This is a genomic window from Massilia consociata, assembly GCF_042432755.1.
GTDB lineage: Bacteria > Pseudomonadota > Gammaproteobacteria > Burkholderiales > Burkholderiaceae_D > Telluria > Telluria consociata.
Window position 1 is genome coordinate 90,828 of record NZ_JBHLWP010000013.1, and the last position, 15,242, is coordinate 106,069.

Here is a 15,242-nt window from a genome sequence, read left to right on the forward strand (position 1 = left end):
AAGGAGTCAGTTCGCTAACGTACGCAGTGGACGGCGTCGCCGGAGGTGACGTAGATGGTGTCGCCCGCCTCGGGCCGGATCGCGTGTCCGCCGGTAAAGGCGCCGAAGGACGGCAGGATCATGCGCTCGCGCCCGACCACGAAGCACGGCAGGCGCAGCGCGTCGAAGCGGGTCGCCAGCACGTAGGCCGGGTGGATGTGGCCGGCGAGCGCATAGCCTGGCGCACCGCTTTGTATCGGCGCCAATTCGAGATCCGGATGGTGGCAGAACGCGAACGGGCCGATGGCGTGAGGCTCGTCCACGAGTGCGATGCCGAGCGCCGCGGCCGGGTCGCCCGCGTGGCGGTCGTGGTTGCCGCGCACCAGGGTCAGCTGCAGCTTGCTGCGCCGCCCGCGCCAGGCCAGCATGGCCTGCTGGGTGGCGCTGGTATGAGCTGCCCGCGCGTGCAGGAAGTCGCCCAGGAAGACGATGTGGCGCGCCCCGTGCGCATCGACCAGGGCATCCAGCCCTGCCAGGTTCTCGCTGGTGGTCCCGCGCGGCACCGGCACGCCCAGCGCCCGGAACGCGGCCGCCTTGCCGAAGTGGATGTCGGCAATGACGAGCATCGCTTGCGAAGGCCAGTACAGCGCCTTCTCGGGCAGCAGCAGCACTGTCTCGCCCGCCACCCTGAGCGCGACGCTGCCCGCGTTTGCATTCGCTCCGCTCATGCCGCGGCCGCCTTTTCCAGTTCGCGCACCATGCGCGCCACGCGGTCGGACAGCTTCTCGGTGCTGACCTTTTCGCGGAAGCGCTCGACCATCAGCGCGAAGCCGAAGGGCGTGGCGCGCTTGACCTCGCGGTAGGCGACGCGGCGCCGGTGCAGTTCTTCCAGGGTCTCGCGCAGGCGGGTGAGCTCGAGTTCCTGTTCCAGCACTTCGCGCTGGGCCTGCGTGAGCAGCAGGTTGCCGGCGTCATGCTTGCGGAACACCTCGAAGAACAGCGACGACGAGGCCTGCAGCTGCCGGTTCGACTTCGGCTGGCCGGGGTAGCCCTGGAACACCAGGCCGGCGATGCGCGCCACCTCGCGAAAGCGCTGCTGCGACAGCTGGGTGGCGTTCAGGCTGCCCAGCACGTCCTCGAGCAGGTCTTCCAGGCTGAACAGGTCCACGCCGCTGCCCATCTCCGCGTCGAAGATGCGCTCCCAGGCCACCGGCTCGGGCGTGAGCAGCTCGAAGCCGTAGTCGTTGACCGCGATCGAGAAGGTCGACGGCTGCATGCGCCCGATGCGCCAGGCGAACAGCGAGGCCAGCCCCGTGTGCACCGCGCGCCCGGCAAAGGCGTACACGAACAGGTGCCAGCCTTCGCGGCTTTTCAGGCTTTCGACGACCAGCGTCTCGTCGGTCGGCAGCGCCGACCAGCGGCACTGGATCTCGACCAGCGGGCGCAGCGCCTGCATCTCGGGACTGTCGTAGACGCCCTGGGAGGCCAGGCGCAGCTCTTCCAGCGCCGCATGCGCGAGCTCGGACGACATCGGCATCTTGGCGCCGCCCCAGCGCGCAATCGCGCCGCGGCTGGCGTTGGCGCGCTTCACGAATGCCGTCATCTCGTGCACGCGCACGAATTCCAGGATGCGCCCGCCGAACAGGAAGTGGTCGCCCGGCTTCAGGCGCGAGATGAAGGACTCCTCCACGCTGCCGATGCGCCCGCCGCTCATGTACTTCACCGAGATCGTGGAGTCGGACACGATGGTGCCGATGCCCATGCGGTGGCGGCGCCCGATGGCCGCATCCGGCACGCGGTAGACGCCCTCCTCGTCCGGCAGCACGCGCCGGTATTCGGGATAGACCGTCAGGCTCTGGCCGCCGCGCGCGACGAAGTCCAGCGCCCACTGCCATTCCTCTTCATCGAGATTGCGGTAGGACCAGGCGCGCTTGACTTCCTCGAACAATGCGTCGGAGCGAAAGCCCCCGCCCAGCGCCACCGTGACCAGGTGCTGCACCAGCACGTCGAAGGGCTTGTTCGGGACGTAGCGGCCTTCGATGCGGCGCGCGGCAACCGCCTTTTTCGCGGCTGCCGCTTCCAGCAGTTCCAGGCTGTTGGTCGGCACCAGGGTCACGCGCGAGACCCGCCCCGGCGCGTGGCCGCTGCGGCCGGCGCGCTGCAGCAGACGCGCGATGCCCTTGGCGCTGCCCACCTGCAGCACGCGCTCGACCGGCAGGAAGTCCACGCCCAGGTCCAGGCTGGCGGTGCAGATCACCGCCTTCAGCTCGCCCTTCTTGAGGCCCATTTCGACCCATTCGCGCACTTCCCTGTCGAGCGAGCCGTGGTGCAGCGCGATCAGGCCGGCCCAGTCGGGGCGCTGCTCCAGGATGTTCTGGTACCAGATCTCGGACTGGGCGCGGGTATTGGTGAACACCAGGGTGGCGTCGTAGTGCGCGATCTCGTCGATCACGGGCTGCAGCATCTGCAGGCCCATGTGCCCGGCCCAGGGAAAGCGCGCCACGTTCGGCGGAATCAGGCAATCGACCTCGATTTTCTTGCGCAGGTCGCCTTCCACCAGCACACCCTCGTCGCCACCCAGCAGCACCTGGCGCGCCAGGTCGAGGTTGCCCATGGTGGCCGATACGCCCCACACCAGCAGCTCCGGGCGCCAGTGACGCAGGCGCGCCAGCGCCAGTTGCACCTGCACGCCGCGCTTGCTGCCCATCAGTTCGTGCCACTCGTCGATGACGATCATGTCGAGGTGCCTGAACTGCTCGGCAGCCGCGGCATGGCTGAGCATCAGGGACAGGCTCTCCGGCGTCGTCACCAGGGTGGCGGGCATGCTCCTGGACTGGCGCGCGCGCTCGGCCGAGCCGGTGTCGCCGGTGCGGGCGCCGATCTTCCACTCGGGCATGAGCTGGGCGGCGGATTCTTCCAGCGCGCGCTGGGTGTCGGCGGCGAGCGCGCGCATCGGCGTGATCCACAGCACGCGCAGGCCGGCCGTATGGCGGCCGGATGTTAACCCTGCACGCTGCAGGGCGGCGAACCAGACGGCGAAGGTCTTGCCGGCGCCGGTATTCGCGTGCAGCAGGCCGGAGTGGCCCGCCAGCACCGCATCCCAGACCGCGCGCTGGAACGGGAACACGGTCCAGCCGCGCTCCTTGAACCAGGCATCGATGCGCCCGGTAACGGGATTGTCGACCGGATTGGCGACCGGCGTGCTCATGGGCTGGCCGCCGCCAGCAGGCCTTTCAGGGTGTCGAGGGTATCGGCTTCCTCGACCGGCTTGTCGAAGCGCCGCCGCAGGATGCGCGGGAATCGCACGGCAATCCCGGCCTTGTGGCGGGTAGACAAGGCGATGCCCTCGAAGCCGATCTCGAACACCATGGTTGGCTTCACCGAGCGCACCGGGCCGAATTTTTCGATGGTGGTCTTGCGCACCGCGTTGTCGACCTGCGCGATCTCGGCATCGGTCAGGCCGGAATACGCCTTGGCGAACGGCACCAGGCGGCGTTCCTCGCCTTCCCCGTCCCAGACCGCGAAGGTGTAGTCGGTATAGAGCGAGGCGCGGCGCCCGCTGCCGGCCTGCGCGTAGATCAGCACCGCATCAACCGTATAAGGGTCGATCTTCCACTTCCACCAGGTGCCGACATCCTTGGTGCGGCCCACCCCATACTGGGCGCTGCGCGCCTTGAGCATCATGCCCTCCACGCCGCGCTCGCGCGACTCCAGGCGCAGGCCGGCCAGCTCGTCCCAGCTGTCGGCCTTTACCAGGGGCGAGAGGCGCAGCCGCGGCTGGCCCATCGCGGCAAGCTCGGTTTCCATCAGCGCGCGCCGCTCGTGCTGGGGCAGCGCGCGCAGGTCGACGCCGCCGAACTCGAGCAGGTCGTAGCAGCACAGCACGGCCGGCAGCTCGCCCAGCAGCTTGGCGCTCAGGGTCTTGCGGCCGATGCGCTTCTGCAGGTCGGCGAACGGCGCAGGGACCTCAACGCCGAGCTGCCAGATCAGCACTTCGCCGTCCAGCACCGTGCCTTCCGGGAGCTGCACGGCGGCCAGCTCGGGGAAGCGCTCGGTGATCAGGTCCTCGCCGCGCGACCACAGGAAGTTCTGGCCGCCCCTGCGCACCAGCTGGGCGCGGATGCCGTCGTACTTCCACTCCACCAGCCAGTCGTCGACCTCGCCCAGAGCGCTCGGCTCGCCCTGCAGCTGGTGCGCCAGGAAGAAGGGATAGGGCTGGCCGCCGCGCTGCCTGTGCTCGTCATCGGACTGGGCGGCGATCAGCTGCAGGAAGCCGGTAGCGGTCGGGCGTACCGACCCGTCGGTCCAGCCCATCAGGCGCTGGGCGATCAGCTTGCTGTCCACGGCGGCAATCGCCGCCAGCGCGCGCGTGACGAGCAGGCGCGAGACGCCGACCCGGAAACCGCCGCCGATGAGTTTGACGAACAGGAAGCGCTCGCGCCAGTCGAGCTCGTCCCAGGCCGCGAACAGCGCTTCCCGGATCGTGCCCGGGTCGGCGCCGCGCAAGGGGCCGATGCGTCCTTCCATCCATTCGGCCAGCCCGGCCTCGCTGCGCCGGCCCGGCGGCGGCAGGATGTGGGCGATGGTCTCGGCCATGTCGCCCACCGCATGGTAGGACTCGTCGAACAGCCATTCGTCCAGGCCGGCGTATTCGATCGCGTACTGGCGCAGCAATTTGGTCGGCACCGCCTGGCGCGGCTTGCCGCCGGCCAGGAAGTACACCGCCCAGGCGGCGTTCTCGGGGGCGGCATGCGAAAAATAGGATTGCAGGGCGTCGAGCTTGCGGGTGGTGGAGGTGGTCTCGTCCAGCTCCGCGTACAGCCGGGCGAATTCACGCATCGGATTCTCCCGATGGCGCCTCCGCGGCGGGTTCGGCTGCGTCCTTCGAGGCCGCCGCGCCCGTGGGCGGCAGCGCCTCGTCCTCTTCCTCGTCGCCGTATTCGGTATCGAAACCCTTGGCATCGAGCCCGTTCTGGCACAGCCAGCGCACCATGGTCGGGATCGAGCCGTGGGTGACGATGACCTGCTGGGCTTGGGTAGCCTTGATGGCGCTCATCAGGCCGGGCCAGTCGGCATGGTCGGACAGCACGAAGCCGCGGTCCACGCCGCGCCGCCGGCGCGCGCCGCGCAGCAGCATCCAGCCGCTGGCGAAGGAATCGCTGTAGTCGCCGAAGCGCTTCATCCAGGGCGAACCGCTGGCGGACGGCGGCGCGATGACGATGGCGCGCCGCAGCGCCGCCTTGTCGATCTCGCTCACCATCACGGTGTCGGGCAGCGCCACGCCGCCCGCGCGGTACACCCGGTTGAGCGGCTCGACCGCGCCATGGCAGACGATCGGCCCGATCGACGGGTCCAGGCGCGAGAGGATACGCTGCGCCTTGCCGAAGGCATAGGCGAAGACGACGCTGCAGCGCCCTTCGTCGGCGTTGCGGCGCCACCAGGCGTTGATCTCGTCGATGACCTGCTGTTCCGGCTCCCAGCGATAGATCGGCAGGCCGAAGGTCGATTCGGTGATGAAGGTGTCGCAGCGCACCGGCTCGAAGGGCGCGCAGGTTTTATCGGGCTCCACCTTGTAGTCGCCCGAGGCGACCCAGACCTCGCCGCCGCACGCCATGCGCACTTGCGCCGAGCCGAGCACGTGACCGGCCGGGTGCAGCGAGATGGCGACGCCGTTGTGCGTGACGGTCTCGCCGTACTCCAGGCCCTGGACGTGGATGTCGCCCAAGCGCGACTTCAGCACATCCACGCCGGAAGCCGCCGACAGGTAGTGCCCGTGGCCGTAGCGCGCATGGTCGCCGTGGGCATGCGTGATCACGGCCCGGTCGACCGGGCGCCACGGGTCGATGTAGAACCCGCCCGGCACGCAGTACAGCCCCTCCTTGCGGACGACGACCATGTCTCCCATGCAGCTCCTTTCTCGGTTCTCCGGCGCCTTACAGCGGCTCGAGATAACTTGCCAGGAAAGTGTGCGGTTCTTCCTGGCCAGGAAATTCCATCGTCACCTGGTCGCCGGCGACGGCGGTCACCGTGCCGTCCCCATACTTCGGCGCCCTGGCGCGCCCGCCGACCTCGAAGCCCGCTCCAGCCGGCTCGGGCGCCGGTTCGCGGTTGAACTCATCGTCGCGAATCTCGATCTCTTCGGTCAGCGACAGCGCCGGCGGATTCAGGCAGTTATCGCACTTGCAGCACTTCTCGAAGCCCTCGACCTCGTCGCCGAAGTAATCCAGCAGCAGCTTCCAGCGGCAGAAGCCGCTTACCGCATAGCCTACCATCTGCTCGAGCGCTTCGCGTTCCCGTTCGGCCTTCTGGACATAGACTTCGGCCAGTTTGCCGAACACTCCCGGTTCAGGCTCCTTGCTGGAAACCAGGAACTCGAGCTTGCGGTTCTGGCGCAGCAGCCTGGCGTCCTTGAGCAGCTTGAGGCAGACCTTGAGCTTGGCTTCGCCCGCTTCCTCCAGCGCCGTCTCCAGCCGGTCGCAGGTGAGCGGCCCGCTTGCCGCCAGCTCGCGCGCCATGGTGTACACGGTCTGCAGCTCGGCCTCGGTGGGATAGTGCTTGACCAGGAAAAACTGCTGGATGCGCTTGTCGTCCTGCAGGAACAGCAGGGTGCACTTTGCATCCAGCCCGTCGCGTCCGGCGCGGCCCGATTCCTGGTAATAGGACTCGAGGTTGGCGGGAATCTGCAGGTGGATCACGAAGCGGGTGTCGCTCTTGTCGATGCCCATGCCGAAGGCATTGGTCGCCACCATCACGCGCCGTTCGCCGTTCATGAACATGTCCTGGTTCTGCTTGCGCTCGCTTGCTGCCAGCTTGCCGTGGTAGATCGTGACCGATTCGCCGGCTTCTTCCAGCACCGCCAGCATTTCCTCGGCCACCTTCACGGTGGCGGCATAGACGATGCCGATGCCCTCGGTTTCCCGCACCAGCTTCAGTGCCTGGGTCAGCTTTTCCTGCGGATTGGTCACCTGGACCACGCTGTAGTGCAGGTTGGGCCGGTAGATGCCCGTGTTGATGACATTCAGCTTGCGGCCCAGCTGCTTGCCGATGTCGGCCATGACGTCCTCGGTCGCGGTTGCCGTCAAGGCCAGCACCGGCGGCTTGCCGAGGGCATCGAGGACGGCAGACAGGCCGATGTAGGCCGGGCGGAAATCATGGCCCCATTGCGAGATGCAGTGGGCTTCGTCGACGACGACGATGTCGAGCGTGACCTGCTTTAGCACCTCGATGAATTCGGGCGAGACCAGGCGTTCCGGCGTGCAGAACACGATCTCGCAGGCTTCGCTGGCGATCGCCTCGATGGCGGCCGCCTCTTCTTCGGCGTTCAGGCTGCTGTTGACCTGGACCGAGCGGATGCCCAGCTCTTCCAGTTTCTCGAGCTGGTCCTTCATCAGCGAGATCAGGGGCGAGACGACGATCGTGATCCCCTCCAGCATCTTGGCGGGGATCTGGTAACACAGCGACTTGCCGCCGCCGGTGGGCATGATCGCCAGCGTGTCCTTGCCGTCGAGGACGCTGTCGATGACGCGTTGCTGGCCGTCGCGCAGCTGTTCGATTCCGAAGGTGGAACGCAGCAGGCGACGGATGGTGTTGCGGCGCACGGCGAGCAGACCGCGGTGCAGGAGTTTGGGTTCGTGTCGGGTCATGATGGACGCTACTCTATGCCCGCCACCCCCTCGCACAATATAGGACGCAGCCTACCTCACCCGTAGGAGCTCAACGTTTGAGAAGAGCGCTGCTGTAACCTAAATTCTTCGTGACAATGTCACAAGCTTTACTCCTACAAAGCGACGGTGTTTTTGCCGATGGTTATGGTCGGGACAGGTGACTAAGATGACACCATCGTCACTACGAATCCAACCGATCAGGGAGTCTCATCATGGCACGCCACCACCCAATGACCTGGACCGCAGTCCACCTGGCACTCGCCGGCGCGGCCACCTGGCTGCTGTTCAAGACCGAAGCGCTGACTGGCGCCCTGCTGCTCGCCTTCCACTGATCGGCAACACGTGACCGGCGCGCTCGGGCGGGTGTGCCGGGCGCGCTATATCCCGCCTGAACCGTCCCGCGCCGCCGCCAGCATGTCGATCAGCGCGCGCGACGCCGCCGACAAGCCGCGGTGGGCCGGATAGACGACCGAGAACGTCCGCGTCCGTCCACCCGGCTGCGGCAACACCTCCACCAGCTGTCCTGCCGCCAGGCCGGCTTGCGCAAACAGGCGCGGACACCGCGCGATCCCCATGTCCTGCTCGGCAAGCCAGATGACGCCCATCGCGTGACCAAATACAATGGCGCATCTTTAACCCGAACGACATCCACATGGAATTGCTCGACAAACTGAAATGGCGCTATGCCACCAAGGCAATGGACCCGACGCGCAAGCTGCCGCAGGATAAGCTCGACCGCATCATCGAAGCGGCGCGCCTGGCACCGACATCGTCCGGCCTGCAGCCCTATGAAATCCTGATCGTGAACAATCCGACGCTGCGCGCCCGGATCCGCGAGGTCGCCTGGAACCAGGCGCAGGTGGTCGACGCCTCGCACCTGCTGGTGTTCGCCGCCTGGGACGACTACACGCCCGAGCGCATCAACCACATGTTCGACCTCACCAACGAGGTGCGCGGCTTCCGCAACGAAGGCTGGGAAGCCTACCGCCAGCAACTGCTGTCGACCTACCCGGGCCGCGGCCCGCAGGTGAACTTCGAGCACGCTGCGCGCCAGGCCTACATCGGCTTCGGCGCGGCGGTCATCGCGGCCGCCTTCGAGGAAGTCGATTGCACGCCGATGGAAGGCTTCGATCCGGCCGCCGTCGACCGCATCCTGAACCTGGGCGAGCGCGGCCTGCGCAGCGCGGTCATGCTGCCGCTGGGCTACCGCAAGGCCGAGCAGGATTGGCTGGTCGACCTGCCGAAGGTGCGCCGCCCGCTCGGGCAGTTCGTGAGCGAGATCGACTGATTCCGGTTCTGCCACGACCCGCTGGCTGGGATCGACGATGCGCACGGGCGGCATCTCGATCTCCGGCAGCATCTCAGGCACCAGCGCGCGCCCCGACATGTCGTAGGCGCCGCGGATGGCGCCGGCCAGCATGGCGATGTCGAAGGCCTGCTGCGCTACCCGCGCCGGGCCGGCGACGTCGATGTGCCACGGCCGTGCTTCTCTTGCTTTCAACATTCGTGGCTGACGGTCCGTAACTGGCCAGTTGCGGACCTAGCTGGACGTCTGCAACGACCCATTGCAAAGGGATGGACTCCTCCTCCCCCTGAGGGCACGTAAGTGCCAAACTGGAGTTTCCACACAACCGGTTTGGAAAGAAGGAGTCCGTCATGAAGCTTATCCGCGTTGGGGTCGATTTGGCAAAGGATGTCTTTCAACTGCACGGCATAGACCGCTCGGAAAAGACGGTCTGGCGGCGCAAGCTGGTGCGAGGAGACTGGATCAAGTCACTGCTCGACAGGATCGAACCGGGCTGTGAAATCGGGATGGAAGCGTGTAGCGGCGCGCATCACTGGGTCCGGGTGCTGCAGGCGAAGGGATTCACGGTCAAATTGATCGCTCCGCAGTTTGTTAAACCCTACGTCAAGAGCAACAAGAACGACGCAAACGATGCCGAGGCGATATGCGAAGCGATGAGCCGACCGAGCATGCGTTTTGTGGCCGTCAAAACCGTCGAGCAACAGGATATCCAAGCTGTGCACCGGGTGCGCTCGGGACTGATGGGTCAGCGCAAAGCGAAAGCCAATCAGCTGCGTGGTCTGGCGTCAGAATATGGATTGGTGGCGCCAAAAGAATTGCTACACCTAAGATCGGCGATCCCACGCTGGCTCGAAGATAACGACAACGGGCTGAGCGAACGTTTTCGCCGGCTCTTGCGTGGGGTGTGGCGAGATCTGAAGACACTCGACGAACGAATTGAAGAGCTCGATCGGGAGATAGAACAGATTGCTCGGCAAGAGCCGGCGGCGATGCGTTTGCAGCAGGTGCGTGGCATCGGCCCGCTTACCGCGACGGCACTACTAGCCACGGTCGGAGATGCAAGTCAGTTTTCCAACGGCCGAGAGATGGCTGCTTCGTTTGGACTTACGCCCAAACAAAACAGCTCGGGAGGAAAAGAGCGATTGCTCGGCATTAGCAAGCGAGGCGACGTCTATCTGCGCAGTTTGCTCGTGCATGGCGCCCGAGCAGTTATCCGAACGGCTCAAGCGAAAACGGATCGATTAAGCACCTGGGTGATGCGCATCGCGACGACGCGACACCCGAATATCGCCGCCGTGGCGTTGGCTAACAAGACAGCCCGCATAGCCTGGGCAATGCTCACGAAGGGGACCGATTACCAACCTCGAGCGGCGTGCGCACAGCTGTAGATGTACCTGAAGAAGTATCCGAACCACGATTGCATGACAAGCCGCATGATGGTCAACAGGTCGAACCGGCGCTGATGAAACCCGATAACGTCTGAGGCCTTCGAGCCCGTCAAAGCGATAGGGAGTCAGCGCGCGAATAGCCCATCAGGGTCCAGCACCTGGAGCAGGTGCAGCAGTACGAGACCGGATATACGTGAGCAGTCGTACCTCACGGCCTGAAGACGGATTGTTTGCAAACGAGGAGGAGTCCATATACAGACGGGGGCGAGGACCGTAGGCGGGAGAAATCGAAGTGTCATGGTCAGGCGGCGAGTTCGGACGGCGAGCGGCGCCCGCGCATCCGGTGTTCCAATTTAGCGGCGCCGACGCGGCCGGGCTAGCCCCACGCGTGGGCAAATGCGGTACCGTAAGAGGCGTGTAGTGCTGTCATCTTGCTGTCACATTCCTGTCTTACGCTGTTGATGCCGATAACAACGACAAAGGAGGCAAGATGAATTGGCTGAACAATCTGCGCGTCACCCGCCACCTGCGGACCTCGGGCTACCGGACCGCGCTGGCGGAACTGCCGCCGGAGCTGGAGGCAGCGTGGCGGGACGGCGCATCGGCCGAGTTTCCGGGCATCCCAAGGGATGCCCTTTTTTTCGTCCGCGCGGCGGAAGGGCTGCTCGGTTTCTTCGACGTCACCACGCAGGGCGGCCCCTGCGCCTTGCCCTCGCTGGCGGCGGACTCGGTGTGGCACGCCTGGCTGAGGCACGATCCGGAAGGCCTCGAGCACTTCTGCCGGCGCCACTTCGGGGCCGCGGTACCGCACCTGAAGGCGGACAGGCTGGACCAAGGCGCTCTGATCAGGACACTGGTGGCGTGCCGCACGCAGGAAGGTATTCCCGCCCACGGACCGGCGCTGCCCCGCCTGTTCACCCTGGATGCGCGGCTGCGGATGCCGCGTGGCCATGGTTACGCGGCCCAGCACGGCGAGGTCGCCTACACCCGGCTCGATGCGACGGGGCGCAGGTTAAGGACGGCGCGCGCCCAGCCCGAACTCTCGCTGGCGGCGCTACTGGCGGGTGGCTACATTACCGAAGAGACCCACGCGGAAGCGCTGCGCAGGCGGAAGGATGGCGGGGACGGCTATGTCGCTTCAACCAACAGCGACTGCGACAGCAGTGGAGATTGCGGGGATGGCGGCGGTGGATGCGGTGGTGGGTGCGGCGGAGGCGATTGAGCACCATTACTTGGCGTTTGTGGCAGTGTGCTCACTGATCTCAATGTCCACTTCTGGCCGATCTCAGCAGTTCAATGTACGGCGGAACTCCGCTCAGCGCAAGCGCTTCATATGCTGATGTCGCCGCTACGAGTGTGCGGCATTCGCTTTGCGACGCGGCATTCAAAGATGCTTGTAGAAGAAGGTCGTCGCACAGAATTCGCCATCGGGCATCAGCGCGAACTTCGGCACCACCCCGGCACGCTGCCATCCGGCCCGCTCGTACAGGCGCTCGGCGTCGCCGCCCGTGACCGTGTCGAGCACCAGCACGCTTTTGCCCTCTTCCCGCGCCACCTCGTCCAGCGCAACCAGCAGCCGCTGACCGACCCCAGCGCGGCGCGCCCGACGATGCACGAGCATCTTGGCGACGTCGGCCCGGTGCGGCTGGTTGTCGGGCATCGCCATCACCAGTTGCACGGTGCCGACGATCCGGCCGCCGGCGTCTTCGGCAACCAATAAAGCCCGCTCGCCGCGCGCGACCCCATCGGCCACCCCACGCCAGAATCCCAGCGCCTTGTCGCGCGCCAGCGGCAGCATGAAGCTCACCGAAGCGCCGCCTTCGACGCAATCGATGAGCACGTCGGCCAGGCCCTGCACGGCTTCAGCGGCTTCCCGGGCGCCGAGGCGGCGCACGGTGACTGATTCGTTCATCCATTTCTCCTGTTGGAAGAGTTTGCCTGCGTCACCAGCGCCACCAGATAGCGCGCCGCTTTGCCGCCGCGATTGTGAAAGCTGATGGGACGGTCCACCCGCATGGCCAGGCAGTCGCCGCTGTCCAGGTGCCAGTGCGCGTCGCCGACCGTGATGTCCATTTCTCCTTCGATCATCCACACCTGTTGCTGGATATCGGCATCGCGGGTCGAGGTATCGAAGGCCACCCGCTGGCCCGGCGGGAAGACCACCTCGACCAGCTGGATCGGGGAAGGCGCCGCGGGAGACAGGTTGCGGCGGACGTAGCCGGTGACCGGGTCGGTCCACACCGGTTGCTCCGCGGCGCGCGAGACGGGCGAAGGCGCGGTATCGCCCTCACCGGCCGGCTCGAACAGCGAGGCCAGGGGCACGCCGAGGGCGCTGGCCAGCTTGTCGAGCACCGTCGCGGTGGCGCTGCTTTCGCCACGCTCGATCAGGGAGATGGTCGAGCGGCCAACACCGCTCAAGTCGGCCAGGGTCGCGAGCGAGAAACCCCGCTCCTCGCGCAAGGTCCGCACTCGGCGGGAGATCAGGTCATTAATGTCCATGAATCCATTATACTGGATTAATACATCCGGTAAACTGGATTCTGCAACCGTAAAAAAACGCCATCCCCCATGACGGGAATGGCGTTCCTGACTGCTTAGGCTGCCTTGGCTTCCTCGGCCGTGCTCTCTTCTTCCACCGGCAGGCGCATCAGGTAGTCGAAGGCCGCCAGCGAGGCCTTGGCGCCCTCGCCCACCGCGATCACGATCTGCTTGAACGGCACCGTGGTGACGTCGCCGGCCGCGAACACGCCCGGGATCGAGGTCTGGCCCTTGGCGTCGACTTCGATCTCGCCGTGCGCCGACAGGTCCATCGTGCCCTTGAGCCACTCGGCGTTCGGCACCAGTCCGATCTGGACGAACACGCCTTCCAGGTCGACGCGCTTCAGTTCGCCAGTGTTGCGGTCCTTGTAGCTCAGGCCGTTGACGATCTTGCCGTCGCCGTGGATCTCGGTGGTCTGCGCCGACTTGATCACCGTGACGTTCTTCAGCGAGTAGAGCTTGCGCTGCAGGACCGCATCGGCGCGCAGTTCCGCGCCGAACTCGATCAGGGTCACTTCCTTGACGATGCCCGCCAGGTCGATCGCCGCTTCGACGCCCGAGTTGCCGCCGCCGATCACGGCCACGCGCTTGCCCTTGAACAGCGGGCCGTCGCAGTGCGGGCAGTAAGCCACGCCCTTGTTGCGGTACTCGCGCTCGCCCGGCACGTTGATCTCGCGCCAGCGGGCGCCGGTGGCGATGATCACCGACTTCGACTTGAGCACCGCACCGGTCTCGGTGTGCACTTCGATCAGCTTGCCTTCGACCAGCTTGTTGGCGCGCTGGGTGTTCATGATGTCGACTTCATAGTGCTTGACGTGCTCTTCCAGGGCGACAGCGAACTTCGGGCCGTCGGTTTCCTTCATCGAGACGAAGTTCTCGATGGCGAGCGTGTCCAGCACCTGGCCGCCGAAACGGTCGGCCAGCACGCCGGTGCGGATGCCTTTGCGGGCGGCGTAGATCGCCGCGGCCGCGCCGGCAGGACCGCCGCCGACGATCAGCACGTCGAACGGGTCTTTCTTGTTCAGCTCAGCCGCCTTGCGGGCGCCGGCGCCGGTGTCGATCTTGGCCAGGATCTCTTCCACGCTGGTGCGGCCCTGGCCGAAGTGCTGGCCGTTCAGGAACATCATCGGTACCGCCATGATCTGGCGCGCTTCGACTTCGCTCTTGAACACGCCGCCATCGATGGCGACGACCTTGATGCGCGGGTTAATCACCGACATCGAATTGAGCGCCTGCACCACTTCGGGGCAGTTATGGCAGCTCAGCGAGATGAAGGTCTCGAAGACGTAGTCGCCTTCCAGGTTTTGAATCTGCTCGATGACCGACGCATCGAGCTTGATCGGGTGGCCGCCCACCTGCAGCAGCGCCAGCACCAGCGAGCTGAATTCGTGGCCGAGCGGGATGCCGGCGAAATCCACGGCGATATCGGTGCCCACGCGCTTGATCGAGAAGGAAGGCTTGCGGGCATTGTTGCCGTCGTTGCGCACGGTGATCTTGTTGCTCAACGCGGCGATTTCGCGGAGCAGTTCATCCATTTCGCGCGCCTTCGGCGAATCATCCAGCGATGCAACGAGCTCAATCGGCTGCACCACTTTTTCCAGATAGGCTTGCAACTGCTTCTTGAGGGTTGCGTCCAGCATGATGTTTTCCTTGACTATGACGTTATTGATATGAATACGGTGATGCCTGGGACCGAAACAGGTCCCTGAAATGCACCGGGCCGCCACGGCGGCCCGGGACAGTACTACGGTGCTGCTAGATTAGATCTTGCCGACCAGGTCCAGCGACGGGGTCAGGGTTTCGGCGCCTTCGGTCCACTTGGCCGGGCACACTTCGCCCGGGTGCGAAGCGACGTACTGGGCAGCCTTCACTTTGCGCATCAGTTCCGATGCGTCGCGGCCGATGCCGTTGTCGTGCACTTCCATGACCTTGATCTGGCCTTCCGGATTGATCACGAAGGTGCCGCGCAGTGCCATGCCTTCTTCTTCGATCATGACTTCGAAATTGCGCGACAGGGTGCCGGTCGGGTCGCCGATCAGCGGGTAGTTCACTTTCTTGATGGCGTCCGAGGTGTCGTGCCATGCCTTGTGTGCGAAGTGGCTGTCGGTCGAGACACCGTACACGTTCACGCCCATCTTTTCGAATTCCGGCTGGAATGCAGCCAGGTCTTCCAGTTCGGTCGGGCAGACGAAGGTGAAGTCAGCCGGGTAGAACATCAGAACCGACCAGGTGCCCTTGAAGTTCTCTTCCGTCAGATCGATGAACTTGCCGTTGTGGTAAGCGGTTGCCTTGAACGGCTTGATCTGGGTGTTGATGAGGGACATGTAATCTCCTGTTTTCGGGTGGTTGAAAGATTTGATAGACGCC

General features: G+C 65.5%; 13 protein-coding genes. 3 read left to right on the forward strand and 10 right to left on the reverse strand.

The window, feature by feature from the left end; all coding sequences use genetic code 11:
• Positions 1-14: 14 nt before the first annotated feature.
• From pdeM to ACFFJK_RS13815, 6 genes are all read right to left on the reverse strand, one after another.
• A complete protein-coding gene (gene pdeM / locus ACFFJK_RS13790; protein ID WP_379679864.1) occupies positions 15-707 on the reverse strand; it encodes a ligase-associated DNA damage response endonuclease PdeM in 693 nt (230 codons plus the stop codon).
• A complete protein-coding gene (locus tag ACFFJK_RS13795; RefSeq protein ID WP_379679865.1) occupies positions 704-3,187 on the reverse strand; it encodes a ligase-associated DNA damage response DEXH box helicase in 2,484 nt (827 codons plus the stop codon). Before ACFFJK_RS13795 ends, pdeM begins: the two co-directional genes overlap by 4 nt.
• The gene (locus ACFFJK_RS13800; RefSeq protein WP_379679866.1) at positions 3,184-4,818 is read right to left on the reverse strand and encodes an ATP-dependent DNA ligase; all 1,635 of its coding nucleotides are present in this window, start codon (positions 4,816-4,818) and stop codon (positions 3,184-3,186) included. Before ACFFJK_RS13800 ends, ACFFJK_RS13795 begins: the two co-directional genes overlap by 4 nt.
• Positions 4,811-5,884: a ligase-associated DNA damage response exonuclease gene (locus ACFFJK_RS13805; RefSeq protein ID WP_379679867.1), complete on the reverse strand. Its 1,074-nt coding sequence runs from the start codon at positions 5,882-5,884 to the stop codon at positions 4,811-4,813. The genes ACFFJK_RS13800 and ACFFJK_RS13805 overlap by 8 nt, the downstream gene beginning before the upstream one ends.
• Positions 5,885-5,912: 28 nt before the next feature.
• Positions 5,913-7,622: a RecQ family ATP-dependent DNA helicase gene (locus ACFFJK_RS13810; protein WP_379679868.1), complete on the reverse strand. Its 1,710-nt coding sequence runs from the start codon at positions 7,620-7,622 to the stop codon at positions 5,913-5,915.
• A 398-nt stretch (positions 7,623-8,020) separates the two neighbouring features.
• Positions 8,021-8,266 (reverse strand): LysR substrate-binding domain-containing protein, encoded by a 246-nt coding sequence (locus tag ACFFJK_RS13815; protein ID WP_512700283.1) that lies wholly within the window; start codon positions 8,264-8,266, stop codon positions 8,021-8,023.
• A gap of 29 nt (positions 8,267-8,295) precedes the next feature.
• Between ACFFJK_RS13815 and ACFFJK_RS13820 the strand changes: the two genes are divergently transcribed.
• The 3 genes from ACFFJK_RS13820 to ACFFJK_RS13830 all read left to right on the forward strand — a co-directional run bounded on the left by ACFFJK_RS13820 (position 8,296) and on the right by ACFFJK_RS13830 (position 11,559).
• Positions 8,296-8,931 (forward strand): NAD(P)H-dependent oxidoreductase, encoded by a 636-nt coding sequence (locus ACFFJK_RS13820; protein ID WP_379679871.1) that lies wholly within the window; start codon positions 8,296-8,298, stop codon positions 8,929-8,931.
• Positions 8,932-9,299: 368 nt separating this feature from the next.
• Entirely contained in the window at positions 9,300-10,337 is a 1,038-nt protein-coding gene (locus tag ACFFJK_RS13825) for an IS110 family RNA-guided transposase (RefSeq protein ID WP_379679872.1), read from the forward strand.
• Between the two features lie 490 nt (positions 10,338-10,827).
• Entirely contained in the window at positions 10,828-11,559 is a 732-nt protein-coding gene (locus ACFFJK_RS13830) for a UCP032817 domain-containing protein (RefSeq protein ID WP_379679873.1), read from the forward strand.
• A 162-nt stretch (positions 11,560-11,721) separates the two neighbouring features.
• Here the strand turns inward: ACFFJK_RS13830 and ACFFJK_RS13835 are convergent, their stop codons facing one another.
• The 4 genes from ACFFJK_RS13835 to ahpC all read right to left on the reverse strand — a co-directional run bounded on the left by ACFFJK_RS13835 (position 11,722) and on the right by ahpC (position 15,199).
• Positions 11,722-12,249 carry a GNAT family N-acetyltransferase gene (locus ACFFJK_RS13835; RefSeq protein WP_379679874.1) on the reverse strand — a complete coding sequence of 176 codons (528 nt, stop codon included), beginning with the start codon at positions 12,247-12,249 and terminating at the stop codon, positions 11,722-11,724.
• On the reverse strand, positions 12,246-12,836 hold the full coding sequence (locus ACFFJK_RS13840; protein ID WP_379679876.1) for a helix-turn-helix domain-containing protein: 591 nt from the start codon (positions 12,834-12,836) through the stop codon (positions 12,246-12,248). Before ACFFJK_RS13840 ends, ACFFJK_RS13835 begins: the two co-directional genes overlap by 4 nt.
• A 95-nt stretch (positions 12,837-12,931) precedes the next feature.
• Positions 12,932-14,515: an alkyl hydroperoxide reductase subunit F gene (gene ahpF, locus ACFFJK_RS13845; protein ID WP_379679877.1), complete on the reverse strand. Its 1,584-nt coding sequence runs from the start codon at positions 14,513-14,515 to the stop codon at positions 12,932-12,934.
• A 120-nt stretch (positions 14,516-14,635) separates the two neighbouring features.
• Entirely contained in the window at positions 14,636-15,199 is a 564-nt protein-coding gene (ahpC, locus tag ACFFJK_RS13850) for an alkyl hydroperoxide reductase subunit C (RefSeq protein ID WP_027864232.1), read from the reverse strand.
• Positions 15,200-15,242 lie beyond the last annotated feature (43 nt).